Below are 26,473 nucleotides of genomic sequence, written 5' to 3'. Positions count from 1 at the left end.
ATTATAGAATGAGCAATATTTTGCTGTTGGATAGAAATATAGACGAGGCAGAGAGGATAAGCAGCTATTTTGAAGCGAGAAGTTATGCAGTCATATGGCCGAAAACCATAGCGGATTTACTTTATCATGTTGTACACAGGGATTTTTGCTTAGCCATTTTAGATGTCGCTCTTTCAGCAGAGGACGACCACCGGTTTCTGGATGCTCTACGCAAAGTAAAGGGCGTTCCCATTTTAGTTTTAGGGTCCGATACGGCGGATGCGGAAGAACGCCTCAATTCTCTGCGGGCAGGTGCGCACGCATATCTGTGTCGGCCGTATTCGATGGAAGAATGCTTTGCGCAAGCGCAAGCCCTCATACAGGCGTATTCGCCACACATGCAAACACGGAAAGAGGAAAATAGCTCATGCAAAATGACAGTGGCCGGAAGGCTGCGTATTTCTCCGGAGAGTCGGCAAGCGTTCCTTGGCGAAAAGGAAATTATGCTGACACGAAAGGAATTTGACCTGCTGCTTCTGTTTGCCGAGAATCCAAACAAAGTATTTACCTGTGATCAGCTTTATGATCTCTTGTGGAGTGAGCAGACTGCATATAATGTTGATGAGGTGGTTAAAGCTCATATAAAATCACTCCGGCAGAAACTGTCCGATGACGATTCGGTCCAGATAAAAAATGTTTGGGGTGTCGGCTACCGATTTTGTTACAACAGAAAATAAAACTACCGAATTCTTCCCGATATATTCCCTAAAAAATCCCTATGTTTTGCTATCCTTAGAATAGCAGGAACATAGGGATTTTTGTTGTGGCAGGTCAAAAGACAAACAATATATCGAAAAAAGAAGCAACCGCTTATCTTTGTAAACGGCTGCTCATTTATCAGTTTTCAGCTTATCTGCTTGTTGACACAAGGACACATACTTTTGAACCTCTGCCTCACTCTTTCCGGCGAAGAAATCCATAGCGGTTTTTGAAATATGCCCTCGCACAATATTGGGAAACAGGATCGCATCAATACTGATATCCAATTCTCTCGCAATAAGCAAGATGGTTTCGGCTTTTGGATTGCTGATTCCGTGTTCCAGATCCTGAATAGTACGGATGCTCATATGGAGCTTATCCGCCAGCTGCCTCTGTGTGTAGCCAATCGCCTTGCGCTTTCGGAGCACTTCCGCAGCGAAGGTATCTAATACATTTTGCACTGTAGTTCACCTCATATATATTTTAGTGTGAGCTACAGTTCGTATAAATATCCTTACGGCTCGCATTTAGTGAGTTGTGGTTCGCTTTTTATGTGTGAAAGGAGCACTATGGTACATATGAGGAGGTTCATTTAAGCTAACGGCGGAAGACGAAGTCTATTTTTACTTCTCTTAGAGCATAATACTTGGACACCTAAAACGAGTTGCACTCACGAATATGAGTTGCAGCTCGTTTCTTATGTATTGCAACTGCTTTTCTCAATTATTTGGGACACACCGCCCGGCACATATTATCATAACGACACTTGTATATACGCAGAGGAAAGCGCATTTTCGGATTTTCATGTCCGTCAATGCGCTTTCTTTTGTTTTAACTGTCATTGCCCCGGGTGCCGTTCTCCTCCGTGTTTGTCTGCTCCCATACGCCAGACAAGAAACACGGAGGGTTTTATATGTATAAAAAGAATAATGGCTCAACTGAGCAGGAAATATTGCAAAACCAGTTTTCGGCCTATGTGAAAAAGGCAGTCCATAATCGGAGAATTCAATTTTTGACCGAGAAAAGCCGCAAGTTTCGCTTTGAAACACCGCTTTTTGACCTGGACTATCTCCTGTTCGATACAACGGACATCATTCAGGAGATCACGGATCATGAGACCGTGCGGCAAGCGCTTCGGTCAATCAAGGAAAACGAACGGCGGATCGTCCTTGAAAGAATCATTGAGGAAAAAAGCTTCGGGCAATTATCGGATGAACTCGGTATGTCCTATAAGACTGTAGCCTCACTGTATTACCGTGCAATAAAGAAGCTCCGCCGATTTATGGAAGAAGGTGAATCAAAATGAATTTCAAAGAGTTACTGTTGCAAGCAAAATTCGGAGACAGAACAGCCACAACAGAATTACTGATGCTATATCAGCCCTTGCTACTGAAAGAATCAATTATAGACGGAATTCTTGACGAGGATCTGTACCAGGAGCTTTGCATTGTGTTTATGCGCTGCATAGACCGTTTTGACCCATAAAATAAAAGGGCGGCAGGAGTTTTGCTCCTGCCGCCCTTACTCATCTTCTGAAACTTGCCATAGTATTTTTGATTGCCGCCATACCATCCTCTCCCAGCAGTTCGGCAGCGTCATCAAAGGCGATCTCTTCGGATTTGACCGTCTTTTTCTCCGGCGCCTGTCCGACATCTTTTGGGGTGGGCTTTTCTGAGTATTCCTCCATAATGCGCCGCACGATTGCTTCAATGGCGTCGGTATTAACTGGTGACGGCTGAGGAATATCGGGCGTTTCGGAGCAATGAATGTAGTGCAGAACTGTGTTTACAAGAAACTGTGCTTTCCGGCGCCCCTGCTGATTGAGTATTTCCGCAACCTGCTGATGCTGCGGATCTCCGCCGCTGAATTGAATAGTGAACTTGTAAATATCTTTCTTCGCCATTCACATCACCCCATACAAGCGGCCTTGAACAACAGCTCGTAGCCCTTTGTATTGGCGGAAATCTCATCGACAAAAATCGGTGCGCCGACCTTGCCGGACGCTTCGATTTGTTTCTTCAGTAGGATAGAACCGCCGCCGACAAACACAGCCTTGCCGGAGCGCAAATCAATCATCCGCTCTCTGAGCTTGCCGAAAAGATCGTTGATAAACTGTTGCGCCTGCTCCTGCACGATACGGATCACACTTTCGTCAAAATCGGTAGGCGTATCCTTCAAGATAGCATCAATGTCCGACTCGTCCAGGAGGATGTCAAAATCCGCATTGACCTTGGATTTGATTCCATTGTAAAGAGTGATGACGCCGTTATCCAGTGAGTCGCAGGCAGACAGATCCGCCTCGCCGTTTTTCACCAGCAGATAGTCGGCAGTAAAACCGCCAATGTCCAGCACTGCAACCTTTGAATACGAATGGATCCGCTGATAGATCGGCATAATGGCAGCGTAAGCCTGCGGAAAGCAAATCGCCGTGCTGATGAATACAGAGTACGGTCTGCCGTCGAGCTGGAAGTCAATAATATCCCGGTTCAGAAAATAGTTTTCAAACCGTTCGTATTGCGCTCCGTAATGGGCAGGCGGCAGGCCTACCGCAAGCTGCACATCTACGATCTCGTCCTTGCGGTACTCGGTTCCGGCAAGCTCAAAGGCAACGGCAAACAGCGTGAGGATAAAATACCGTTCGTCAGCCGTCTTGTCCCGCATATACGGGATGCGCTGATCGGTGAGGGTATAATACTTGCCCTTGTAGAACAGAACATCCTTTCCGAAGGGCGGCTTTGTGTCGCTTTCCCGAAGCCCGGACACAAAGGTCCTGTGGTTGGTTTTGATTTGTTTATTCCCGTGGTCGATACTGATTAGCATGGTAAAATCTCCTTTGTTTTTGGTTTATACTCTTTAATTACGACTTTAATGCGTGTTATTTCAACAGATTTCCGCAAAGGGGCAAAATAGTCCCGCAAGTAAAAAATAGTGATAAGACAAAGCACCTCACGGGGAAAAATCCCGTGAGGTGCTATTCGCTCATATACGATTATGGTCGTTTCGTGCTGAAGTCCTTGAAAGTAATTTGAAGGATGACTTCTTCTCGTGTCGAGGTTACAGATTGCACCTTAGCCTCCAGCAAGTCGGGCATAGCCTGTGCCGTCAGTTTATATAAACTGCGGTAGCGACCTACTATATTGATCCCGGCCTTTACAACGACTGGTATCTCATCGCTGGCAATTCCGATCCGACTGCAAAAGTCGAGAACGGTGATCTTTCTCATGGCAACTCCTTTCTAATGCTTGGGTGAGCAGAGGAGCCTACCACCCAATATCCATTCCTAACTGTTCCATTGCCGACTCCATAGAGAGAACTTTCATCCGCTTGGCGTCAAACACCGAAAAGGAGAGAAGCTCCCCATTCTCGTCGCAGGCAATGGAATTTTCCGATAAAACTGCAGCGTCAAGCTCCTGAATGCCGGCGTACACATTGCCTTCGTTATCCATAAGATACGGAAAAGAAGGTGTGACCTCGCACCCGTTCATCATAAGCCGCGTTCCTTCCGGCAGCTCCATCAGCAGCTTTTCCTTATCTCTGCCGGCAGGCTCTATGTCGAACAGCGTCTGCTGCCCGAAATAGGAGCCGGCATATAGCTTTCGCTTTCTGTAAGGATACTTGCCGGTTTCCGTCTGCACCATCTGCTTGATGCGCTCGACATTGTTCTGCATGGCAGACCAGTCGATCACTTCGTGCAATCGGTGCTCATTGTAGTAACCGGCACTAATATTTACCGCTGCTGTTTTGAGATATGGCGCAACAACGGAAATGTCGCTGAAGGAGCCCATTGCCTCACGGAAACCGAAGGAGCAGACAAACTCAGAAAACTTCGGGTTGTCGCAGTTGTAAAACACAGCGTCGTTGTTCCCACGGCGGTCCACCTCTACAATGTAATTCACATCGATCTGGATCCCGCTCCGTTCAAACGCTTTGGCGCCCTGTCCGCCGGTTTCCTCATCCTCGCAGAACAGCACATGGCAGCGTACTTCGCTAATGATCTGTAAGATCATATATACGCCGCACCGGTCGTCGCCGCCGATCCCTTGCGGGGACATGATATAGCGCCCGTCTTCGGATCGGCAGATGATATGCGGCAGCTCATTATGTACGGTGTCCAAATGGGCGACCAACAGCACCGGCACTGTGCCCTCGGCATAGAGGAAGCCTTTCTTTTTGACTGTCTCATAGCCAAGTTTCTTCAGGTGACCGGCCAGATAATGCTTCAGTTCCTTTTGCCGCATACGGAGAATATCATCAAATCGAATCATCTCGCACCGCCTTCCGCAGCTGTGACCGAAGTCCTGTGGCAGAACGCATTGCCGATGATGCGGCAGATGCTGCAAACGCTGCAGGCCGCACACGGCTCAAGCGATGCCCGGTAGCAGGCTTCGCATATCTCTACCAACCGGCCTCTGCGGTCGTATGCCGGATACATTGTTCCGTGGATCATCTCACCGCACGAGCCGCAGATATGCAGGCACGCATGGCAGTGATAGACTCCTTCAATATATCTTGCATTTTGCTTGGGAACAGTATTGCCGCAATCCTTGCAGACAACGGTATCCTCGCATCGGCATTTCAAGTGACCCGAATGGTACGCTTGGCCGCAGCAAACACAGAGTGATGGGCCTCCAATGACGAAATGACTGGGTGCGGCAGCGGTTTTTAGCATCGACAGATTCCCGTAGTAATTATAGTCGGGATATTGACGGCTGCCTTCGCCGCTGGTGCAGCACTCGTTCACATCCTCACGCTTCTTTTTCAGCACCCAACGATTTGGCACACCGAGGCAGGTCGCAATCGCTTTCTGTACGATACTGCGGTACAGATCCATTTGCTCCGACAAATCGCTCGGATAGAGCCTTGATTGAAACAGCGTTTGATCCTTGTAGAAAAACATCTGCCGTGACCGTCTCGGCGCACGGTAATAATGGTCTTTCACTTCCGGGTCAACCGTGAAGAAGATCATGCTCACATCGTCAGTCATATAGGACAGCGTACCGGCCTGATAGCTGCCGCTTTCGAGATTGTGGCAGGAAGTCCAGGTGTTGTCCTTGTTAGACATTTCGAGAAAATCACACGGGTGCAGAGATAACAGCGCCGTTTTGAGCATTTGCAGAGGATTCAGAGAATCGGAAAGCTGGGCAAATACCGCATTATAACGCTCATGCCCGTCCACACCGAAACTGCGGCACAGCTTGCCGATGATCCGGCTGGTTTTCTGTCCCTCGGCGCATTTTATACCGCCACGGGTACGGATGATCTCCAGCGTTTGCTCGGACAGCGTGCTGCTGTACTCGTTGACAGCGGCACGCAGAGCAATGCGGAAATCCTCCAAACGCTGTTCTTCATTGATCTGCTCGGCGGCAAGATCCTCCATAGTAAAAGCAATCTCGTCCACGACATCACGCTGAATACCGCGTCCCTCGTCAAAGGAAAACACGATTGCCTTTGCGTCCTCATCCCAATTCGGATGGCGGCGCAGCAATTCGAGCAATCCTGCTTTTTCTTGTGCCCATAAGTTCAGATTTGTCATAACGCCGGTTTCGCCAAAGGATTTTTCATACTTATACATGACCTCGTAAAAGGCCTTTTTTAATTCTTCCATTCGTTTCAGTCCTTTCCTAAATAGTATTTGCTTCAAATTCAACGCCGATAAAATCATCGGCAGTCAGAATATGCTTGCCGCTGTACCATTCGTCGCCGACGATCTGCTCAGCGGCCTCTTTGCTTTCTGCCGTCACATCGACCGTTCGTTTCAGCGTTTCGGTTATGGTGACCCTATATTTCTTTGCCATAGCATTTCCTCCGATCCGACAAGGGCGGAGAAGAAAAACTTCCTCTCCGCCCGTCATTCTATTGATTATTTACTCTCCGATCATACGGAAAAACTCTGCCGGAGACAGTACGGCAACGCCGAGCGCTTGCGCCTTGGCGAGCTTACTGCCGGCATTTTCGCCGCAGATCAGGTAGTCGGTATTCTTGGATACGGAGCTTCCGGCTTTCGCACCCAAAGAATATATCTTCGCATTGATGCCGTCACGGGTGTACGGCTCGACCTTGCCCGTAACCACAAGCGTTTTCCCCACAAAGGGGTTGTCCTGTACGACGGACATAGCGGTTTCTTTCTTTTCAATGTTTACCATAGGCTTTAATTCCTCCCATAAAATGCGGTTTTCTTCAACTGAAAACCATTCGTGAATGTTGTTATGCAGCGTTTCTCCGAAATCGGGAAGCTGCGTAAAATCATAGCCGGAATCGACCGCTACCTCAAAGGCACGGAGACTCTGATCGAAGCATCGACCGAGCGCAGCGCTGGCTGTGTTGCCGATCATCGGAATATCCATTGCGATAAGATAGCGTTCAAATGTGGTATTGCGGCTTTTTTGAATCGCATCCCACAACCGCTGCCAGGACCTTTCTCCGAAACCGTCCATACGGATGATCTCGTCCCGGTGATTATCCAGCCGGTAAATATCCGTAAAATCCTGAAGCCAGCCACGGGCAATGAATTGCTCCAGCGTCGCCTCTGACAGCCCATCAATGTCCATCGCTTTCTTTCCGACGAAGTGAACGAATTTCCTCAGATTCTGCGATGCACAATTCGGATTGTGGCAGAATAGTGTTTTCGTCAGCTTCTGCTCACCGTCGGTCCGCTTCTGTGTAGTATGGATCATCGTCTGATACCCACAGCAGGGGCAGAGAGACGGAACCAGCACTTCCATTGAAAAATCTCCACGGTCAAGGTTTTCTTCGACCTGAGGGATGATCATGTTCCGCTTACTCACCAGAATGCGGTTGCCCGGCATCAACTCAAGCCCCTCAATAAAAGAGAGGTTGTGCAGCGTTGCACGGGACACCTCGCATCCGTCGATCTCTACCGTGTCAAAAACAGCTACCGGAGAGATCTCACCGGAACGGGTCGGCGTCCACTCAATGTGGTCGAGCCTTGTTTCAAAGAGCTCGTCTTCAAACTTAAAGGCAAGACCATCCTTGAAATGGTGCCCTGTCCGTCCGCAGGTGCGGGAGTAGGAAATGGAGTCATAGGTCATGACCAGTCCGTCGATCGGCAGATCTTCCTCGGCCGCTTTGTCCCGCAGTACCTTAATGTGCAGATCCATCATATCGTTATTTGCCGTTGCAAACTGAATAGAGCGCACTCTGCCGAAGCCGAATTCAGTGAGCTTTGCCAGCTTCATGCGTTTGCTGTCCGTCTCGGCCTCGATCTCCGGCAGTCCCTCTATGACCGCAAAGGGCAAAAAGTGGACGCACCGCTTGGCGCATACCGCAGAATTGTAAGCACGGACGGAGCCAGCGGCAAGATTGCGGCTGTTTCGGTACGGCTTTCCCGTACTGTCAACCAGCTTTTGGCGCAGCCGTTCAAAGTCGTTACAGTGAATAAAACTCTCACCGGCAACGACCAGTCTTTCCTTGTACGGGATCTGCACCGGTATTCCTTCGATGGCTTCGGCGTTGTGGGTAATATCCTCACCGATGTCGCCGTCGCCCCGGGTAGAGAGCCGTTGCAGAAGGCCGCCCTCATAAATGATCTCGGTCGTCAGTCCGTCCAGCTTCAGTGAGAAATCCACTGTGCGGCCGTCCTGAAATGCAAGCAGCTCGCTTATCAGCTTTGTCTTATCCAGCGATAACAGCGGAATATCGTGCTTTGCCTGCGGCAGCCTCGACACAACGGGGTAGCCCACGGTCTGCGTCGGTGAATTGGACATCACCACGCCGGTTTCTTCCTCCAGTTCAGTCAGCTCATCAAAGAGCCGGTCATATACAGCGTCCGATACTGACGGAGCATTTTGGTTGTAATACTCGTCCCGATATGTATTGAGCCGGGCGGTCAGTTCACGCTGCCGTATCAATCTTTCTTTCATTCTATATCATCCTTTCTCGTTATGCTGCCCGTTCAAGAGCAGGTGCGTATAGCACATTTTCTTTCCAGCTTTCGATAAATCTCTTCACCTTGGGCGGCGGGACAACGTTGTTCTGGATCCTTGCCTGAATGACATCCCCATGCTTCACCTCTACCGTACAATACGGCTTTTTCGGTGCGGACGCTTTTCGGATGAAAAGGATCGTGGTATTATTTTTTACCACATCTTTCACATAGCGTCCGACACAGTGGTGCAGTTTATCGCCCTCCTGTGTGATCTCTTTTGCGGAATGCGGAGGAATAACAACAAACCCCATTTGGGTGTATCCGTAACGGTGCTGCAATCCCTCAAACATTTTGGCAATTCTCCGATCATACGCCTGCGACACATCATTTCGGGACATATCATTTACCCGGTCATGCTCCGCCTTCAAATCATTCGGAAACAGGACAAAGCTGCTTTTCATATCGTGCTCCAATAGTTCGCACATACAAAGGTAATCCTTATAGTCGGACATCATCTCACGCATGGAATAATAACCGGGGGCGTAATAAGAGGTCTTTCGGTGTGTGGCAAACTGTTCCGTAGCATACCGCATCAGCTTATGGGGCGTCATATAGCGCAAGGGAACCGTAATATACGCTTCCTCTCCGATGTCGTTTTTGCTGCACCATTTCATCAGTTCCAGATCCGGTCGGATATTATCCCGCAGAAATGCTTTGATCATCGTAAGCTGGTTCGGCCCGGGGTCGATTGTCTGCAAAAGCGGTATATATTTTTTACCGACACCCAAAACCTCTGTTACGGTTTTGCCCTTGCTGTTGAGCACGCTGTCGTCATAGTAACGAGCCCCGCCTATATCGCCGTAAGCAACATAGGTTGCGAGACGATAGAGCTTCAGCTTTACCAAATACTCCAGCATAGGATAGCGTAAATACTTCTGCAGATACTGCCCGGCATACAAAGGCGTGGGATCTCCTGCATAATATTCCTTCAGTGCGGAATACTGCCACGGCGTTCCTTTCAGTTCACTGTCCAGATTCCGATGATAGAGATAACCGCAGCAGTCTGCCTCAAAATTGTAGTACCACCGGCTGAATACCGGCCTGTCGCCCGGATGCCACGGTGTAATGCGATCCCGGGAATAACCGTAATAGTAGCTTTCACTGGCTATGATCTTGCTGCCGTCCCATTGAAGAAACAACCGTGCGTTTTCATAAACATGAAACTCCGACGTGTCGCTTTTCGGATAACGGCGATAGGCTTTTACGAAACGAATGATCATTTCGTTGCTACCCAGCCGCTGAATAACCTGTGCAGTAGAACGGTCAACTATATATCCGCGGCGCCCACGGCTCTTAAAGGTGATTTTCCTCTTGCAGTGTGGGCAAACGCCTTCGCCGTTGTGCTTGGCTTCAGCGACCGATACATTATGCTTGCAGGCAGTACAGTATGCGTTTTTCGGCGCTTTTCCCTTGGCATAATCATAGAAGATATAATGCGGCAGGGTCTCTCTGTGCATAAAGCCTTTGATGTCCCTGGGTAATGCGCCTACCGGTTTCATCCGCTCGATAATCCTGCGCTGCTTTTTCAGTTCATTTTCCCGTTGCTTTTTCCGCAGCAGATCCAACTGAAACAGGCAGAGGCTTTCAAATCCTTTTTGCTTTTCGGACTGACAATATCTCGTGACCCGTCTCTCGTCGGCCTGGGAATAGAAAGAGCATTTGTCCCTGAAAAAGTAATCCTTTCCGAGGTTCTCAAACATAGACTGCTGCCAGCGTGTGCCTTTATCATCGGTGCATAAGGTGATATAGCCGCCTTTCTGCTGAAACATTGTCCAACGAGGGGTATGATTTCCGGCCAGCACACTTTCCTTTGCGTAGATATACAGTACCAGCGTGCGCTGATGGTCGATGTTTTTGATCGCCGTGCGCACCACATACTTCACCTGATCGGCACAGAAAATGCCGTTTTTCGGGTTAGGACTGTTGCTCGGTATTGCAAATTTGCGCAAGACTCTTTTATTCATCATGCGCCCACCTCAAACAAATTCATCTGCGTGCTATCGTTCGGGTGATCCTCTGCCGGCGGCTCCTTTAGGGGAGCCGACTTTTTCTTGTCGGCTTTCTTATTGGATCTCGGAGCCGGCTTTCCGGGATAGGGCTTCGGAACGAATTTTTCCTCCTTTTCCTTGTCTTCCTCTGCGTCCATATCCATAAAGTATTCTTCGGCCCAGAGATAGCACATATCATCTGGCACATCACAGCCATAACCGCCTGCGATCGGCTTTTCGTCGTTGTCCTTCATTTCCTGCTCGGCAAACTCCTTGGCTTTGCGGGTAATGTAACGGAAACAACGGATCATATTCTTGCGGGGGTGCATGACCTGCCGGGCAAACTCCGGTTCGCTGAGGCACTTAGTCTGAATATGCTCGGTCACGCATTGCTTCATATTGCGGCGGGTCAGTCGCTCGGCGTCATCACCGACACGCTTCATCGAAGCTATCATGACCTCATCATCACCCATAGCTACGGCGTTTTCCCAGGCAGCCTGTTCAGCTTCGGCTTTTTTGCGCTGTTTTTGCTCCCATTCGGCTTTGCGCTTGGCTTCGGCCTCCTCGTGAGCACGGCGCTTTTCGTCCTCGGCTGCAGTATCCTGCATTCGCTGAAGCACTTCCTGTGCAGCTTCGGCTTCCGCCTGCTGCCGCTGATCATCTCTTTGTTCCGCGATAGTCGCCAGATCGGCGCCTTTTTTCAATTCCGTATTGTTGGTATCAACACTCATAAAATGTTCCTCCTATAAAAATAGGGATACAGCGCAGTTTTACCCACGCTGTATCCCATTCTTGACCTATAGCCGTTTCCGGCTGTTCCTATTTCTTTGCGAGCATCGGAGAAAACTTCACCGGACAAAAACCGTCTGTGTCACGGTAGAAATAACGCCGTCCCGTGTCGTCATACAGTTCTATCACATCGGATGGGGCGACACTCCTGCCACGGTAATCCTTCGGCAGAACATCTCCGAAAAGCTCGGCAATGCGTGTGAGCCGCCCTGTATCACTCTCCGTTTCCTCACAATGCAGCATACCGTCATGTATCAGACTATATTGCGCCGCCGGCGGGTATTCGTGACCTGCTTTTTGCAGTTCTTTTATTCCGCCGAAGGCAAAGGGAATGACCTTGTAAAGACTGACCTCCAACTGGTATATCCGAAACCGTTGCTCCTGCCTTTGCGACAGCAACCGACCTTCAAACTCGTCGGAGCTTCTGACGAATAAAGAATACTCTTCCTCCGTCAGTCCGAGATATTCATGCAGTTCGCACGCACATTCCGTGCTTTCGTGCCACTGTGCAATATCATCGTCGATCGCATCAAAGTCACAAAGACCGTACATAAATCTTTGCCTGAAATTCTTCCTGCTATCCTCCTTTGTGTGGGCATTTCGCTTTAAGGCAAGCTGCCAGTCGTCAACGCCCTTATAATTCGGATTCCAGTTAAGTCCACGGCACACCATGCCGTATTTCCTTGCCAATTCGTGCAGCTTCAAGGCGCCCTTGCAGGCTGCTTCATTCCGATATTTGTCCATATCCTCCGATTCAATAATCGTATGCGTACCGTTCTCCGCCAGTTCTTTCAGCAGAAACTCCAGCTGCGCCATATTGTTGACGCCGGCCGTAGCGGCAAAGGAACGGTTCATCAGATAATGGGCAATGTCGGATTTCAAAAGTCCTTCCGTCACATAGACCACGCCTGCATTCGGATCACCGACAAAATGCGCAGGGCTTCCGGAGGAGGTGCCTTTCGGCTTACCGGCAGACGAAAACCAGATGTATTTGGCTCCGTCCTTTTCCGGTGGATCATCCTCATTCTTCAGCGGCACATCCAAACGGATCTGAAAGCCGCTGATAAGACCTTGCCTTGTCCGTGCTGGGATCATAATGCCGGCGGTATAGGTGGAGCTTGCAATCGTCCACTGACCGTCTTTTTGATAAAATCCCGGCACGCCATCCAGCTGATGCCCGTTTTGCAGAAGCCGGTTTGCCAATGAACGGCACATATAGAAGGGAGGCATACTCTTGTAGCCCAACCTCTCAATCTGTTCGTCCGGCAAGCCTCTGACCGTTTGCAGATGCGCACGGTGCTCCTTGGATAGCGTCAGCATAGCAAGAAGTGCGGTATAGGTTTTATGGCGCACGGCAATATCGGCAACAGGCGCAGCTTCGGCGGGCGTTTCCTTCGGCTTATCCGGGTACTTGACCGCATGATCCGAAAGGTTTACTCCGTTGAGCAGCGCATCGCTGATTTCCCGATAGGCAGCGCTCGTACTGATGCTATGCACCTTTGCGTATAAAGCCAGCATACCGCCGCTTTCATCGCAGTAATTGCACCGCCAGGTATCGGTCTGCGTGTTGATGTGCATTTTCCCTCGCTTGTCATTACAGATAGGACAATCCACATAAAACCCTTGCGGGCTCGGCCGCCGTATCCGCAAGTGAAGCAGTTCCGCCACATCCGTTATGTCGAACGGAAAATCATGCGGCTGGCTCATGAACAAGCCTCCTTTCTAAAGAAATATCGGTGAAAGTCAGCTTGCTCTCTGCATTTCATCCAAAGATGCCTGCATAATCGTTGCTGCCGCACGAAGAATGTTATCATTGCCGGAATAGCCGTTGATGTACCATTTCAGGCTCGCAGGGCGGCGGTCAGCTACTTGCGACATTGCCCAGCCCTTGCAGGTGCCAAGCGGCACGATCACATTGCCGGCTTCTTCGTAGGTCATCATGGAGCAGATCGCATCGACCGGCATATCCGCAGAATAAGTCGGCGCTGCCGTATCGGTATCGGCGGTTTCTTCCTCAATTTCTTCACCCTCGGCTTCTTCCGTGACCGGAGCCAAAGGTTCCATGACCTCTGCGGTCGGAACTTCTGCAACGGTTTCCTGAACAGCCAGGGCTTCCTGCGCAGGCTCGTTGTTCACTTCTGTAGCTACCTCAGCAACCGTAACCGGTGCTGCTGGGGTGACTTGCTCCGTCGTAGCGGTTTCCGCTACTGTCGTCTGCTCTTTGACGGTTTCGGCTGCTTTCTCTGCGTTCACTGCAGGTGCGGCAGCAGAAAACTGCACGCCAAATCCAGCGTCCGATAATGCCTGGTCGATGGCAGCGTGCTGCGCCGACTCAATATACAGACCGCCCAGAGTGGCTTTCGCCTCTCTTTGGGCAATGAAGCTGGATCTCGGCTGTGCGTCGTTCTTGTCGAAATACACACGGGCCTCGATGATCGCCAGCTGATCCGTAATCTTGAGGGAGGACAGCTTGATCCTGCCGTTCGGATATTTCAGGCGGAACCAGAGCTTTTTGTATTTGAGGTCAAGAACCTTTTCGCCCTTGGTCGTTCTGCGCAGAAATTTGAGCGGGTCAAAGCCCTGCACCTTGTTCAGTTCGGAAACCACAGGGACAGATTCATACATCGTTGCACTTTGATTTGTATTCATACGGGAAATCTCCTTTCATAAATAAACACGAAGCACTCCTGCACTTTTCTGCAAGCCGCTTCGTATCAACTGACCTTTTTCAATTCATTTTGGCGGGTAAAGGCTTTCAGATATTTGCCGATACGCTCGCCAAGCTGCGTATTTCGTTTTCCGGTGGCCTTTTTGAGAATCGCCATGATCAGCGTTTTCTTCTGACCGACCGGGATGACCTGCTCCTTCGCACGGGTGATCGCCGTGTAGACGATGTTCCGATTCAGCATAATGTAATGGCTGCGAAGAATAGGCATGATTACAATATCAAATTCCGAGCCCATCGCCTTATGCACGGTAGTCGCATAAGCCAATTCCATATGGCTCATTTCTTCCATACCGTATTCGGCAATGCGGTCGCCGGAAAATTCAATCGTCACGTCCATTTCATTCTTTGCATTGCGCCCCATTTTGCGAATATAGCCGATGTCACCGTTGGACGCCTTCGCATTGTTTTTCGTCTGCATCACCTTGTCGCCCACACGGAAGTAGTGGCTGCCGACCTTCAGATCGGCAAACTCATCTCTCGCCGGATTGACAAGCTCACGGATGGCGGCGTTAAGCTGCTCGACCGAAGCCGGCCCTTCCGAACGGAACGGGGAGAGTATCTGCACCTTTTCAATTCCGTGCAAAGCGACCTGTTCACAGAAGATCCTGCAAATAAGGTCAGCGGCTTCCTCCTGCGTCTGGCACTTTACAAACTGAAAATCTTCGCCGTACTGAAGGTCGATATTTGCCTCATTGATGCGCTTTGCGTTATAGGCAATGAGACTTCCTTTTTTCTGACGGAAGATCTCGTTGAGCACCGTAACGGGGATAAGTCCGCTGTCAATCAGCTCACGGAAGACATCACCGGCACCCACGCTTTGCAGCTGGTCCACATCACCGACCAGGATAACTCTCGTACCCATACGGACACGGCTGAAGAACTGCCTTGCCAGCCACATATCGATCATGGAGCTTTCGTCCACGATGATGAGGTCGGCGTCAAGCGGTTCTTTTTGCTTATCCTTTTGGATCGGTCCACTGTCGCCCAGAAGCCCTAAAAGGCTGTGCAGCGTTTTGGCGTCGTTTCTACCCGTGCTTTCTGCCATTCTTCGGCTGGCTCGTCCGGTCGGAGCGGCAAGCAAGATCTTCCCTTTGGGGTAGAGCATCTGAAAGACCTCTATGATCGCCCGCAAGACTGTGGTTTTACCGGTACCGGGAGAGCCTGTGATGATAGACAGATTACTGCGAAAAGCCATATACACCGCCTCGCTTTGCCTTTGTGAAAGGGCAAGACCGAGGTTTTTGCGGACATATTCGAGTGATTCGGATATATCCAGCGTGACCGGCGGTACAGCCAGCATTTCCGCAATTTTCCGGGCGGTTTCATCCTCCTGCACGAAAACATTGCTCTGATAGATGTTGCCGTTGCTTGAAACGATCTCACCCTTGAGGATCATATCCTGAACAACGGCGTCCACTTCCTCGGGCGTGACCTTGACCTGTCCATCGGTAATATTCTCATTGAGCAGCTTCACACCCGTTTTCGCAAGCGCATCTTCTTCCAGAAAAAGATGGCCTTTTTCGTTGCGCCCCGTATCCAATGCCGCAAATACGGCGCCGTGGATCCGCATAGGAGAATTCAGCGGCAGATCGCCCTTGCGGACGATGGCATCGACTCTCTTAAATCCGAATCCGGATACCTGGCACAATTCATAGGGGTTCTTTTGCAGAATGTCTACGCTGCGGGAGCCGAAATGCTCATAAATCTTCATGGCCGTTACCGGCGTGACATTAAATGGGGTCAGCAGGATCATCAGATCCCGCACGCACCGGCTTTCCGCATAGGAGGCTTTGATGTCCTCCAGCTTATCCGGGGTGATTCCTCGAATCTCCAGCAGTCGCTCCGGCTCGTTTTCCAGCACACGCAATGCGTCGGCACCGAAGCGGTTTACGATCAATGCGGCAGTCTTTTCACCGACGCCTTTGATCAGCCGGGAGGAAAGATAACCGTATACGCCCTCTTTGGTCTGCGGCACGATCTCCTCGCACTTATCGACCTGCAGCTGAACACCGTGTTTTCCGTTCTCCCATTCGCCGTCCAGGATCATGCTCACCTTATCGGTTTGAGGCAATTCATACCCGACGGCGATAAACCGGATCATATTGTCCCGGTGATGGTAAGCACTTCGTGCCTGCTGCGGTACGCTTTGGTCGGAGGTTTTCACGCTGATAATGCAATACTTATTGCTCGGATTATAGAAGATCGTCCGGTCATAAGTCCCGACATACCCCACGGTTCACCACTCCTTTCTCGTTTTCTTTCTGTGCATCGTTTTTCATCTGCACCATCCTTTCTTCCGTTTATGCCGCCTCGTCAAATTTGCGCTTTACATAGAAGCGGCGGCTTTCCGATACCGTCACATAATCCTCATAAATATCGGGATGCTGTGCTTTCAGCCGTATCAGATTTTCCTTGCCGATGTCGGGCTTTCTCGTAGGCTTGTAGCTGATGGAATAGGAAACGCCGCCGCTGTTTGCCGTAGCCGTGCAGCTTCGTCCCATTTCCGCCACAATGCGCCCTTGCAGCCGTTTCATCTCGTTTTCGACCCGCTTGACCTCACGGTTCAATTCCGACTTTTCCGCCTGCAGCTCGGTATAGCGCACCAGACTGCTTGCCAGCGGCACACTCAGCTCGATCTCAGGGGCGTTTTCGTCGGCAGGGCCGAAGTGACGCCGAACGCTTTCAAGCGTCAGCTCACCGTCCTCTGTGTACGGCGGCGGTGTCTGTGTCAGAACATGGTAGTTCCAGAAGTTGCCCTCCAGAGCGATCATTTCCGCCTCGTAATCCGGGTCACGCTCAATGTGCCGGATGATGACTTCATTTTCGTTATTGCCGTAAAGGCAGCAGAAGTACACCTCATCCATATTCATCACGCACATATAATGGCGGCCCTGGATCTCGTAGTTGACGGGAACGATCTCCTGTCCGTCGCACCACCAATGATCCTTGGCGTTGTAGTTTGTGGTCTTGATCTCAAGGATCGCCGTTTTGCCGTTTGGCAATCGGATGAAGTAATCAATGTCTGCCAGCATATAGGTGTAGACCGGGTGATAAAACATCTTCTTCACCTGATAGATCTCAAAACCTGTTTTCACATGGAAAATCTCAGCGACCAGATCCTCAAGCAAATGCCCGACCTTCTTTTGCACCCAGTTGCTTTCGCCGTCCTCATACGATACGACTTTGAGTTTGTCGTAGTAGAGGTCGCGGGCGGTCGCAAATGGGGACACACCTAAAATGGCAGCGGCGTCACTTCCGCCGATTCCTCTGCGGCGATATTCCAGCCATTCCTCCTCCGGCAGATCTGCCGTGTCAACCAAAACCAGCGGTTCGTAGGTACTCGTTGTGTTCGGCATATTATGCACCTCGATTCTGAGGCTGATAAAGCCTTGTGCGAGAGACATATACCGTTTTCAGCGGGTACTTTGCAAGCTTTCTTGCCTCCTTTCTTTTTACCTGCTGCTTGAACACAGCAGGTCTGGACACTCTTCTGTGCGAGTGCCGATGGGTTCGTCTTTTCATTCGATTTCCGCCTTTCTAAAAATGTATTCCAAAAGCACGAAGGCTTTTTGGGCATAAAAAAAGCGAGAACAACAGCCGATGCCTTTTCAGGCATTCATGTCCGTAATGAATTACGAACAGGTGTCATTCTCGCAGAGGATATAAATATCCTTAAAAAATAAAAAATGCCAGTACATAACCGGCCTCACGGCACAGTTATACTACTGACATACTGCAAACTTAACGATATGTGCAATGCAGAAGCGTACTGCTGGTCCTTACGGACAACGCACAAAAATCAATTACAGAAGAAGTATAGCACAATATATCGTGTTTGTCAAGAATTTAGAAACTATATATAGTTATGCGGGTGGCAATACGGAAAAGGAAATTTCGCTTTTTTGAATTTTGATTGCAGAAAAGGCGGGTATACCCCCGTGTTTATTAGTGAACGGATAGAGGAAGAAGCTCTATCCGCTTATGCACCTTGAAAACCGAATATCCTTCCGGCGGGAGTTATACAGGATCTGCGGACAGTATGCCACGATGATCGATTCGGAGCGTGCCCACAGAAGAATTGCCGTATAGCGGCAGCCTGCCAATACGCGGCTGAAATGGGCGCAGGAAATGGCCCGGCGGACAGGCGTTTTTAATTTGAACACAAACTAAATATAAATATATGCGGACAGCCCCACACGGGATCTTTTGCGAAAAGTAGTATAATGACAATATCGCAAGGATACTCCATTGCTGCAGGCTGTCAGAAAGGAGGAAAACATGGCGGAATACAAACCGACAGCATTACAGACGAGCAAAAGATACTTGACAGCAACGGATGTTGCCGAATTACTCGGTGTTTCCCGCAGTACGGCATACCGCATTATCAAGCGGCTTAACAGTGAACTGGAAAAAGCCGGAAAGCTGACTGTGGCGGGCAAGGTATCTGCCAAATATTTTTACGAGAATACCTACCTGTAAGTGACGAGGGAAACCGTATCCGGGCGATGAAACTTTTACAGATCGGAGGTGAAATCATTGCCGACCTACAAAGACGAAAAGACAGGGTTATGGTACTGTAAATTTGTTTACACAGATTGGACAGGCACCAAAAAGCAGAAAAAGAAGAAAGGTTTTCGCCTGCAAAAAGAGGCCAAGCAGTATGAACTGGATTTTCTGAGCAAGACATCAAATTCCTGCGATATGCTTTTTAGTGATATGGTAGAGATCTATATGGATGACTGCAAAGCCAGAATCAGACCGACTACCTACAAAGGGAAAGAGGACATCATTGCGGTACATATTATGCCGTATTTCAAGAATTTGAAAGTCAATGAGATCCAGCCGATGAATGTGCGTCGCTGGCAAACCGAGCTGATGAACAATCAGAAGAATTATAAGCCAACCTATCTGAGAACTCTGAACAGCCAGTTGTCTGCGATTTTCAATTTTGCAGTCAAGTATTACGGCCTCGGCAGCAATCCGGTACAAAAAAGCGGAACTATCGGTAAAAAGAATTCTGGCTTGGAACAGATCTGGACAGCGGACGAATTCAAGATTTTTATTGATGCTGTCAGTGATAAGCTGCAGTCCAAGGTCATCTTTAATCTGCTTTACTGGACAGGAATGCGATCCGGAGAAATGCTAGCTTTGACCCTGAACGATTTCGACTTTGAGGAACGGACGGTTTCCATTACAAAAAACTATGCGCGTATAGACGGCGAGGACTTATTCCTTGACCCAAAGACGCCAAAAAGCAATCGCAAAATTACCTTGCCGCAATTCGTTTGCGATTTGGTAAAGGATTATGCCGACAGATTGTACGGCTACGATCCGTCAGATAGACTGTTTGAAGTAACAAAGCATTATTTGAAGCACGAAATGGAAAGGGGCTGCAAGAAGACCGGACTCCGGGAGATACGGGTGCACGATCTTCGTCACAGCCACGCCAGCTTGCTGATTGAACTCGGTTTTGCACCGCTGCTGATCAGCGAACGCCTCGGGCATGAGAGCGTAACGACAACTTTGGAGATTTATTCCCACCTGTACCCGACAAAACACGGGGAAGTTGCAGACCGCTTGGAGGCTTTCGCATAAATTTTTCGTGTACCCGCCGTGTACCTTTCATGTACCCGGAGCAAAAAAGAAACCCGAAAACCCTTGAAAATAAAGGGTTTTCGGGTAAGTGGCGATTACTCCCACTCCACCGTCGCCGGGGGCTTAGAGGTCACATCGTACAGCACCCGGTTGATGTGGGGCACCTCGCCCACGATCCGTCCGCTGACCTTGTCCAGCAGCTCGTAGGGAAGCCTTGACCAGGTGGCGGTCATAAAGTCCTGGGTCTGCACCGACCGCAGGGCGATAGCATAGTCGTAGGTCCGCTCGTCGCCCATAATGCCCACGGAGCGCATATTGGTCAGGGCGGCAAAATACTGGTTGGCGGTGCGGTCCAGACCCGCCAGGGCCATCTCCTCCCGGAAGATAGCGTCGGCCTTGCGCAGAATATCCAGCTTCTCCCGGGTGATCTCCCCGATAATACGGATGGCCAGACCCGGCCCCGGGAAGGGCTGACGCCACACCAGGCTCTCCGGCAGACCCAGGGTAAGTCCCAGCTGCCGCACCTCGTCTTTAAAGAGCCTGCGCAGCGGCTCGATGATCTCCTCGAAATCCACACAGTCCGGCAGCCCGCCCACATTGTGGTGGCTCTTCACCACGGTGCTCTCGCCGCCCAGACCACTTTCCACCACATCGGGATAAATGGTCCCCTGTGCCAGGAAATCCACCTTGCCGATCTTCTTGGCCTCGGCCTCAAAGACCCGGATAAATTCCTCGCCGATGATCTTCCGCTTGCGCTCGGGCTCTGTCACCCCGGCCAGCTTAGACAGGAACAGGTCCTGGGCGTTTACCCGCCGCACATCCACATGGAATTCGCCCTTCATCACCCGCTCCACTTCGTCGCCCTCGTTCAGCCGCAGCAGGCCGTGGTCCACGAAAATGCAGGTTAAGCGGTCGCCTACAGCTCTTTGCAGCAGGGCGGCGGCCACGGCGCTGTCCACGCCGCCGGAGAGGGCCAGCAGCACACGCTTGTCGCCAATTTTCTCCCGGCACTCCCGGAGGGCGGTCTCCACATAGGACTCCATGGTCCACTCCCGGCTGAAGCCGCAGATGCCGTAGAGGAAATTCTCCAGGATCTTCGTGCCGTACTCTGTGTGTACCACCTCCGGGTGGAACTGCACGCCGTAGAGCTTCTTCTCCCGGCACTCCACCGCAGCGTGGCGGCAGCCGTCACTGTGGGCAATGGCCGTGAAGCCCGGCGCGGCGGTCTCCACCTCCACCCCGTGGCTCATCCAGTAAACGGCCTTCTCCGGCACCCCTGCAAACAGGGGAGAGGCGGTGTTCACCGTCAGCTCCGTTTTGCCGTATTCCCGGGTGATGGCCTTGCGGCACTGGCCGCCCAAAAGGTGCATCATAAGCTGCATTCCGTAGCAGATGCCCAAAACCGGAATACCCATGGAAAACAGCCCTGCATCCACCGTGGGGGCGCCCTCTTCAAATACCGTGGCAGGTCCTCCGGTAAAAATCAGTGCATCCGGCTGAAAGGAGCGCACCTCGTCCATGGAAATGCGAAAGGATTTCAGCTCGCAGTACACGCCGCACTCGCGTACCCGGCGGGCCACCAGCAGATTGTACTGCCCGCCGAAGTCCAAAATCAGAACCTTTTTCATTCCTCTTCCCCCCTGAACACGATGTGCCCGGGCTCGGCCTTGTCGATGATGGCCAGAGAATGGATATTGTAGCCCTTTTCCCGCAGATCATCGCCTCCGTGCTGGAAGCCCTTTTCCACGGCGATACCGATGCCCATGAGCTGAGCCCCGGCCTTTTCCACGATGTCGATAAGGCCGTGTACGGCGTAGCCCTTGGCCATAAAGTCGTCGATGATGAGGACCTTATCCTCGGGCTTGAGCCACTCCTGGGCCACCAGCAGGGTCACTTTTTTCTTATAGGTATAGGAGAAGATCTCGCTCTGATACAGGCCGCCCTCGATGTTGTCGCTCTTGGCCTTCTTGGCAAAAATCATGGGAACGCCGTATTTCTCCGCGCACACGGTGGCCAAGGCGATGCCGCTGGCCTCCGCCGTCAGCACCAGGGTGATGTTTTCCGTGTCAAAAACACGGGCGAACTCGTCGGCGATCTGGCCCAGCAGCGCTGTGTCCACCCGATGATTCAAAAACCCGTCTACCTTCACGATATTGCCGGGCAGCACGCGGCCCTCCCGACGGATCCGATCCTGCAGCTGCTTCATCCTGTCTATCCTCCTAATAAAAATAAAGATACTGCACCTTATTTTGCCGAAAAACGCCGAAAAAAGCAAGAGAAAAAGATGCTGAATTTTCCACTGTTCCCCATGGATTTATAGACTCTTTACACAACCGCCCCATCCGGGCTTATCCCAGCAATAAGCCCCCTTAATAAATCCCGAAAAATCACCCGTATTTTCCGCTGGGGCGACCCTTGCGGTTGCCCACCCGGCGCACCATCAATAATGCACCCGCACTCCTTGCAAAACCCTTGTCATTGCGAGGGCGCGCAGCGCCCGCGGCAATCCGTAACTCCCGTCCCCAAGGCCACGGCAAAGCCGTGACTGGGGGATTCCTTCCAGCACACCCCTTCTGCCTATAAATGCCTCCGGCGGGGGTACTTTCTGTCACCAGCGACAGAAAGTACCCAAAGAACGCCGCCAAAACCAATGGTTTTGGATTCCTTGCGCGGGCGTGGTGCGGTGAACATCGGGACCTTTTGCCCCCGCGAATTAAACGGTGCAAACCTGTCCCGTGCTTTCGCACTGTCCCTGCGCCTGCCCACCGCAACGCGTTCCGCGCTTGTGCTGCCCGTCCGAACGGGCTGACCCCCTATGTCTACCGTGCGGCGCTGGGCATCGCACCCTACGAAATACTGTCGGTAAACGGTGCGTAGGGGACGATGATCCTGTTGCGGTGCCCAAAATTTCTGCGCTGCCTTACGGCGGACGCTGGAAATTTTGACCGCGGCCACTCGCTCACTTCGCTGCTTCTGCCACCGGCAGCGCTCAGTTCGCTCCCCACATCGTCCCGCCCTACCACACTACTTGCAACCCACCCGTAGGGGCGGACGACCCTGTCCGCCCGCTCTACCGTGCCCCTTACAAAAACTCTGTCATTGCGAAGTCGGTGCGCACACCGGCTTCGCAATCCGCATCCCCGTCCAACTAAAAAACAAACACTTGACAAATCCGAAAAATAATCCTAAAATATCTGTAAGTTTTTCATCATCAAGCAAAAGACAGCGATGGGGAAAAGGCGGGGACAGTCCCACCCAAAGAGAGTCGGCGGCCGGTGCGAGCCGATGGGGGAGCCTTGCCGTACTGGCCTCGGAGTTGCCTGCCTGAGCCTCCGTTGGGGTAGGGCAGGACGGGTCCTCCCGTTACAGAGGACGCTCCTTGCAGGAGGAGCTGCTGAGGGCGGCGGAGCGATCCGCAGCCGAATCAGGGTGGTATAGCGTTTTTTCACGCCCCTGACCGCTTCATGCGGTCCGGGGTGTTTTATTATGTGCAAAATGATATTCAGATAAAGGAGAAACAGTATGCAGTACGATTTTGCGGCCATTGAGAAAAAATGGCAGGACAATTGGGAAAAAACCAAGCCCTATCGCGCCGTCACCGGCGACAAGACCCGTAAAAAGTTTTACGGCCTCATCGAGTTCCCTTACCCCTCCGCGGCGGGCCTCCATGTGGGTCATCCCCGCCCCTTCACGGCGCTGGATGTAGTCACCCGCAAAAAGCGCATGGAGGGCTATAATGTCCTCTTCCCCATCGGCTTCGATGCCTTCGGCCTGCCCACGGAGAACTTCGCCATCAAAAACCATGTTCACCCCGCCGTGGTCACCCAGGAAAACATCAAGAACTTCACCCGCCAGCTTAAGATGCTGGGCTACGGCTTCGATTGGGACCGCTGCGTAGACACCACCGACCCCCAGTATTATAAGTGGACCCAGTGGATCTTCCTGCAGCTTTTTAAGCACGGCCTGGCCTATAAGACCACCATGCCCGTGAACTGGTGTACCAGCTGCAAGTGCGTCCTGGCCAATGAGGAAGTGGTGGAGGGCGTGTGCGAGCGCTGCGGCAGCGAGGTGGTCCGCAAGGAAAAGAGCCAGTGGATGCTCCGTATCACCAAGTACGCCGACCGCCTCATCGACGATCTGGACGATCTGGATTTCATCGAGCGTGTGAAGATCCAGCAGAAGAACTGGATCGGCCGCTCCACCGGTACCGAGGTCACCTTCAAGACCAATATGGGCGATGATGTCACTGTCTACACCACCCGTGCCGATACCCTTTTCGGTACGACTTATATGGTCATTTCCCCCGAGCATCCCCTGCTGAAGAAGTGGAAGGATCAGATCGCCAACTGGGCCGAGGTGGAGGAGTATCAGGCTGCCGCTGCCCGCAAGTCCGACTTTGAGCGCGGGGAGCTGAATAAGGACAAGACCGGCGTGCGCCTGGAGGGTGTGCAGGTTATCAACCCCGTCACCGGCGGCGTGCTGCCCATGTTCGTGTCCGACTATGTCCTCATGGGCTACGGCACCGGCATCGTCATGGGCGTGCCCGGTCACGACCAGCGCGACTGGGACTTCGCCAAGAAGTTCGGTCTGCCCATCGTGGAGGTGGTCAAGGGCGGCGATGTGACCAAGGAAGCCTTCGTGGCCAAGGACGATAAGGCCATCATGGTCAACTCCGGTTTCCTCAACGGCATGACCGTGAAGGAAGCCATCCCCGCCATGAAGAAGTACGCCGTGGAGCAGGGCTGGGGCAAGGAAAAGGTAAATTTCAAGCTCCGTGACTGGGTGTTCTCCCGCCAGCGCTATTGGGGCGAGCCCATCCCCCTGGTCAACTGCGAGAAGTGCGGCTGGGTGGCCATCCCCGAGAGTGATCTGCCCCTGGTGCTGCCCAAGGTGGAGAGCTATGAGCCCACCGACGACGGCGAAAGCCCCCTGAGCAAGATGACCGACTGGGTCAATACCACCTGCCCCTGCTGCGGCGGCCCCGCCAAGCGCGAGACCGACACCATGCCCCAGTGGGCCGGCTCCAGCTGGTACTTCCTGCGCTATATGGACCCCCACAATGATAAGGAGCTGGTGGGCAAGGAGGCCGAGGAGTACTGGGGCCCCGTGGACTGGTATAACGGCGGCATGGAGCATACCACGCTGCACCTGCTCTACTCCCGCTTCTGGCATAAGTTCCTCTATGACATCGGCGTGGTTCACACCAAGGAACCCTATGCCAAGCGCACCAGCCACGGCATGATCCTGGGTAAGAACCCCCACTATGTGGGCAACGCCAAGACCGAGGAGGAGAAGCAGGCCCTGCGGGAGAAATACGGCGCCCAGGCCGAGCGTCCGGCGGTGAAGATGTCCAAGTCTCTGGGCAATGTGGTCAATCCCGATGATGTTATTAAGGCCTACGGTGCGGATACCATGCGGCTTTATATCATGTTCATCGGCGACTTTGAAAAGACCGCCTCCTGGTCCGATGAGGCCGTCAAGGGCAGCAAGCGCTTTTTGGATCGCTGCTGGAATCTGATGGATAGGGTCACGGACGATCCTGAGATTTCCCAGCAGAACATGGCCGCCGTCCATAAGACCATCAAAAAGGTCACAAACGATATTGACGAGCTGAAGATGAACACCGCCATCGCCGCCCTCATGGCCCTGGTCAATGATTTCTATGCCAAGGGTCTTTCCAAGGGTGACCTGGAGGCACTGCTGAAGCTCCTGAGCCCCTTCGCTCCCCATATGGTGGAGGAGATGTGGGAGCTCATGGGTTACGCTCAAAAGTACGGCAAGATGTGTATGCAGATGCCTTGGCCCGGCTACGATGAGAGCAAGACCATCGATGCCACCGCCGAAATGGCCGTGCAGGTAAACGGCAAGCTCAAGGGCACCGTAGTGGTCCCCACCGACTCCGACGAGCAGACCGTGGTTGCCGCCGCTATGGAGCTGGAAAAAGTGAAAAAATCCACCGAAGGCATGACGGTGGTCAAGACCATCCTGGTAAAGAACAAACTGGTCAATTTGATCGTCAAGCCCGCCAAGTAAACTCACAAAAGGGACGGCCCCGGCCGTCCCTTTAAGACTGTCGAAAAACCCTCCGGGTATTTCCGACAAAAGGTTTGCGGTCTGCTGCGCGCATAATTTGCCCGTCTGTGACGGACAAATTCCACACTGGCAGCCCGAGCGGTATTTTCTCTCACGCACATGTCGCGAGAGAAAATGATTTTATTTCTTTGCCGCCTGCGGGCGGCAAACTCTGCGAGGCTTTTTTGACACACTGAAGGGACGGCCAAGGCCGTCCCTTTTTCTATAATATTCCGAATATTCTGGTTTTTGCTTTTATTCTCCCTATTTCGCCTTTTATATAAAAACATCTTGACAATCCATCCCGTTCCGGGTATAATACAGCCGTTAGTCATGTTAATGGCTCTTAAAGAGCACCCTGGATGAAGCCGGGTGCATCGGAGGGAGGGAAAATAGATGTCCGAAGTTCATGTCAAGGAAGGCGAGAGCCTGGACAGCGCTCTGAAGCGTTTCAAGAGAAGCTGCGCGAAGGCCGGCGTCCTGGCGGAGGTGCGTAAGCGCGAGTGCTATGAGAGCCCCAGCGTCAAGCGCCGCAAGAAGTCCGAGGCGGCCCGCAAGAACAGAAACAAGAGATATTATTGATCTCTGCCGCAAAAAGAATCGTAAAAAACATGGTTT

The 26,473-nt window shown here is 51.7% G+C and carries 23 protein-coding genes; 7 read left to right on the top strand and 16 right to left on the bottom strand.

Features of this window, described 5'->3' with window-relative positions; all coding sequences use genetic code 11:
- Positions 1-8 precede the first annotated feature (8 nt).
- Complete coding sequence (locus KI236_RS03915; RefSeq protein WP_022177418.1) at positions 9-716, top strand: response regulator transcription factor; 708 nt, start codon at positions 9-11, stop codon at positions 714-716.
- Between the two features lie 153 nt (positions 717-869).
- On the opposite strand, the gene KI236_RS03910 is transcribed toward KI236_RS03915, so the two are convergent.
- Positions 870-1,199 carry a helix-turn-helix domain-containing protein gene (locus tag KI236_RS03910; RefSeq protein WP_022177419.1) on the bottom strand — a complete coding sequence of 110 codons (330 nt, stop codon included), beginning with the start codon at positions 1,197-1,199 and terminating at the stop codon, positions 870-872.
- A gap of 452 nt (positions 1,200-1,651) precedes the next feature.
- Here KI236_RS03910 and KI236_RS03905 point away from each other — a divergent pair, with 452 nt between their 5' ends.
- The gene (locus tag KI236_RS03905) at positions 1,652-2,044 is read left to right on the top strand and encodes an RNA polymerase sigma factor (protein WP_022177420.1); all 393 of its coding nucleotides are present in this window, start codon (positions 1,652-1,654) and stop codon (positions 2,042-2,044) included.
- Positions 2,041-2,223 carry a helix-turn-helix domain-containing protein gene (locus tag KI236_RS03900; RefSeq protein WP_022177421.1) on the top strand — a complete coding sequence of 61 codons (183 nt, stop codon included), beginning with the start codon at positions 2,041-2,043 and terminating at the stop codon, positions 2,221-2,223. Before KI236_RS03905 ends, KI236_RS03900 begins: the two co-directional genes overlap by 4 nt.
- 40 nt (positions 2,224-2,263) lie before the next feature.
- Here the strand turns inward: KI236_RS03900 and KI236_RS03895 are convergent, their stop codons facing one another.
- The 13 genes from KI236_RS03895 to KI236_RS03835 all read right to left on the bottom strand — a co-directional run bounded on the left by KI236_RS03895 (position 2,264) and on the right by KI236_RS03835 (position 17,544).
- A complete protein-coding gene (locus tag KI236_RS03895) occupies positions 2,264-2,641 on the bottom strand; it encodes a hypothetical protein (protein ID WP_212819515.1) in 378 nt (125 codons plus the stop codon).
- Positions 2,642-2,646: 5 nt separating this feature from the next.
- On the bottom strand, positions 2,647-3,558 hold the full coding sequence (locus KI236_RS03890) for a ParM/StbA family protein (protein WP_022177422.1): 912 nt from the start codon (positions 3,556-3,558) through the stop codon (positions 2,647-2,649).
- Between the two features lie 169 nt (positions 3,559-3,727).
- Complete coding sequence (locus KI236_RS03885) at positions 3,728-3,961, bottom strand: hypothetical protein (RefSeq protein WP_022177423.1); 234 nt, start codon at positions 3,959-3,961, stop codon at positions 3,728-3,730.
- A gap of 37 nt (positions 3,962-3,998) precedes the next feature.
- Positions 3,999-5,003, bottom strand: a complete 1,005-nt coding sequence (locus KI236_RS03880) for a zinc-binding metallopeptidase family protein (protein WP_212819513.1) — start codon at positions 5,001-5,003, stop codon at positions 3,999-4,001.
- Complete coding sequence (locus KI236_RS03875; RefSeq protein ID WP_212819511.1) at positions 5,000-6,343, bottom strand: hypothetical protein; 1,344 nt, start codon at positions 6,341-6,343, stop codon at positions 5,000-5,002. The genes KI236_RS03880 and KI236_RS03875 overlap by 4 nt, the downstream gene beginning before the upstream one ends.
- 16 nt (positions 6,344-6,359) lie before the next feature.
- Positions 6,360-6,533, bottom strand: a complete 174-nt coding sequence (locus tag KI236_RS03870) for a DpnD/PcfM family protein (RefSeq protein ID WP_212819509.1) — start codon at positions 6,531-6,533, stop codon at positions 6,360-6,362.
- Positions 6,534-6,602: 69 nt separating this feature from the next.
- On the bottom strand, positions 6,603-8,618 hold the full coding sequence (gene ligA / locus KI236_RS03865) for an NAD-dependent DNA ligase LigA (RefSeq protein WP_212819507.1): 2,016 nt from the start codon (positions 8,616-8,618) through the stop codon (positions 6,603-6,605).
- A gap of 19 nt (positions 8,619-8,637) precedes the next feature.
- Positions 8,638-10,650: a PcfJ domain-containing protein gene (locus KI236_RS03860; RefSeq protein ID WP_212819505.1), complete on the bottom strand. Its 2,013-nt coding sequence runs from the start codon at positions 10,648-10,650 to the stop codon at positions 8,638-8,640.
- A complete protein-coding gene (locus KI236_RS03855) occupies positions 10,647-11,402 on the bottom strand; it encodes a PcfK-like family protein (RefSeq protein ID WP_212819503.1) in 756 nt (251 codons plus the stop codon). The genes KI236_RS03860 and KI236_RS03855 overlap by 4 nt, the downstream gene beginning before the upstream one ends.
- Before the next feature lie 88 nt (positions 11,403-11,490).
- Positions 11,491-13,167, bottom strand: coding sequence for a YodL domain-containing protein (locus KI236_RS03850; protein ID WP_212819501.1), 1,677 nt, complete (start codon positions 13,165-13,167; stop codon positions 11,491-11,493).
- A 36-nt stretch (positions 13,168-13,203) separates the two neighbouring features.
- Positions 13,204-14,109 (bottom strand): hypothetical protein, encoded by a 906-nt coding sequence (locus KI236_RS03845; RefSeq protein ID WP_212819499.1) that lies wholly within the window; start codon positions 14,107-14,109, stop codon positions 13,204-13,206.
- A 65-nt stretch (positions 14,110-14,174) separates the two neighbouring features.
- A complete protein-coding gene (gene recD2, locus KI236_RS03840) occupies positions 14,175-16,421 on the bottom strand; it encodes an SF1B family DNA helicase RecD2 (RefSeq protein WP_212819497.1) in 2,247 nt (748 codons plus the stop codon).
- Between the two features lie 67 nt (positions 16,422-16,488).
- Complete coding sequence (locus tag KI236_RS03835; RefSeq protein WP_212819495.1) at positions 16,489-17,544, bottom strand: YqaJ viral recombinase family nuclease; 1,056 nt, start codon at positions 17,542-17,544, stop codon at positions 16,489-16,491.
- A 922-nt stretch (positions 17,545-18,466) separates the two neighbouring features.
- Between KI236_RS03835 and KI236_RS03830 the strand changes: the two genes are divergently transcribed.
- Complete coding sequence (locus tag KI236_RS03830) at positions 18,467-18,667, top strand: helix-turn-helix transcriptional regulator (protein ID WP_021858306.1); 201 nt, start codon at positions 18,467-18,469, stop codon at positions 18,665-18,667.
- Positions 18,668-18,724: 57 nt separating this feature from the next.
- The gene (locus tag KI236_RS03825; protein WP_212819493.1) at positions 18,725-19,783 is read left to right on the top strand and encodes a site-specific integrase; all 1,059 of its coding nucleotides are present in this window, start codon (positions 18,725-18,727) and stop codon (positions 19,781-19,783) included.
- Between the two features lie 95 nt (positions 19,784-19,878).
- Here the strand turns inward: KI236_RS03825 and guaA are convergent, their stop codons facing one another.
- The gene (guaA, locus tag KI236_RS03820; protein WP_212819490.1) at positions 19,879-21,411 is read right to left on the bottom strand and encodes a glutamine-hydrolyzing GMP synthase; all 1,533 of its coding nucleotides are present in this window, start codon (positions 21,409-21,411) and stop codon (positions 19,879-19,881) included.
- A complete protein-coding gene (locus KI236_RS03815; RefSeq protein WP_212819488.1) occupies positions 21,408-21,989 on the bottom strand; it encodes a xanthine phosphoribosyltransferase in 582 nt (193 codons plus the stop codon). The genes guaA and KI236_RS03815 overlap by 4 nt, the downstream gene beginning before the upstream one ends.
- Positions 21,990-23,305: 1,316 nt before the next feature.
- Between KI236_RS03815 and leuS the strand changes: the two genes are divergently transcribed.
- Positions 23,306-25,816, top strand: a complete 2,511-nt coding sequence (gene leuS, locus KI236_RS03810) for a leucine--tRNA ligase (RefSeq protein WP_212819486.1) — start codon at positions 23,306-23,308, stop codon at positions 25,814-25,816.
- Positions 25,817-26,251: 435 nt separating this feature from the next.
- Positions 26,252-26,437, top strand: a complete 186-nt coding sequence (gene rpsU, locus KI236_RS03805; protein ID WP_021859008.1) for a 30S ribosomal protein S21 — start codon at positions 26,252-26,254, stop codon at positions 26,435-26,437.
- Positions 26,438-26,473: the final 36 nt, after the last annotated feature.

The sequence above is a fragment of the Vescimonas fastidiosa genome (assembly GCF_018326305.1).
Classification (GTDB): domain Bacteria; phylum Bacillota; class Clostridia; order Oscillospirales; family Oscillospiraceae; genus Vescimonas; species Vescimonas fastidiosa.
The sequence above is the reverse complement of the archived record's forward strand: the minus strand, read 5'-3'. Positions and strand labels throughout refer to the sequence as shown.

Coding starts and splice junctions, on each gene's coding strand:
- KI236_RS03900 (WP_022177421.1), top strand. CDS start 2,041: ATGAATTTCAAAGAGTTACTGTTGCAAGCAAAATTCGGAGACAGAACA.
- rpsU (WP_021859008.1), top strand. CDS start 26,252: ATGTCCGAAGTTCATGTCAAGGAAGGCGAGAGCCTGGACAGCGCTCTG.
- ligA (WP_212819507.1), bottom strand. CDS start 8,618: ATGAAAGAAAGATTGATACGGCAGCGTGAACTGACCGCCCGGCTCAAT.
- KI236_RS03845 (WP_212819499.1), bottom strand. CDS start 14,109: ATGAATACAAATCAAAGTGCAACGATGTATGAATCTGTCCCTGTGGTT.
- KI236_RS03875 (WP_212819511.1), bottom strand. CDS start 6,343: ATGGAAGAATTAAAAAAGGCCTTTTACGAGGTCATGTATAAGTATGAA.
- KI236_RS03915 (WP_022177418.1), top strand. CDS start 9: ATGAGCAATATTTTGCTGTTGGATAGAAATATAGACGAGGCAGAGAGG.
- KI236_RS03815 (WP_212819488.1), bottom strand. CDS start 21,989: ATGAAGCAGCTGCAGGATCGGATCCGTCGGGAGGGCCGCGTGCTGCCC.
- KI236_RS03860 (WP_212819505.1), bottom strand. CDS start 10,650: ATGATGAATAAAAGAGTCTTGCGCAAATTTGCAATACCGAGCAACAGT.
- KI236_RS03835 (WP_212819495.1), bottom strand. CDS start 17,544: ATGCCGAACACAACGAGTACCTACGAACCGCTGGTTTTGGTTGACACG.
- KI236_RS03905 (WP_022177420.1), top strand. CDS start 1,652: ATGTATAAAAAGAATAATGGCTCAACTGAGCAGGAAATATTGCAAAAC.
- KI236_RS03870 (WP_212819509.1), bottom strand. CDS start 6,533: ATGGCAAAGAAATATAGGGTCACCATAACCGAAACGCTGAAACGAACG.
- guaA (WP_212819490.1), bottom strand. CDS start 21,411: ATGAAAAAGGTTCTGATTTTGGACTTCGGCGGGCAGTACAATCTGCTG.
- KI236_RS03885 (WP_022177423.1), bottom strand. CDS start 3,961: ATGAGAAAGATCACCGTTCTCGACTTTTGCAGTCGGATCGGAATTGCC.
- KI236_RS03890 (WP_022177422.1), bottom strand. CDS start 3,558: ATGCTAATCAGTATCGACCACGGGAATAAACAAATCAAAACCAACCAC.
- KI236_RS03850 (WP_212819501.1), bottom strand. CDS start 13,167: ATGAGCCAGCCGCATGATTTTCCGTTCGACATAACGGATGTGGCGGAA.
- KI236_RS03830 (WP_021858306.1), top strand. CDS start 18,467: ATGGCGGAATACAAACCGACAGCATTACAGACGAGCAAAAGATACTTG.
- leuS (WP_212819486.1), top strand. CDS start 23,306: ATGCAGTACGATTTTGCGGCCATTGAGAAAAAATGGCAGGACAATTGG.
- KI236_RS03895 (WP_212819515.1), bottom strand. CDS start 2,641: ATGGCGAAGAAAGATATTTACAAGTTCACTATTCAATTCAGCGGCGGA.
- KI236_RS03855 (WP_212819503.1), bottom strand. CDS start 11,402: ATGAGTGTTGATACCAACAATACGGAATTGAAAAAAGGCGCCGATCTG.
- KI236_RS03880 (WP_212819513.1), bottom strand. CDS start 5,003: ATGATTCGATTTGATGATATTCTCCGTATGCGGCAAAAGGAACTGAAG.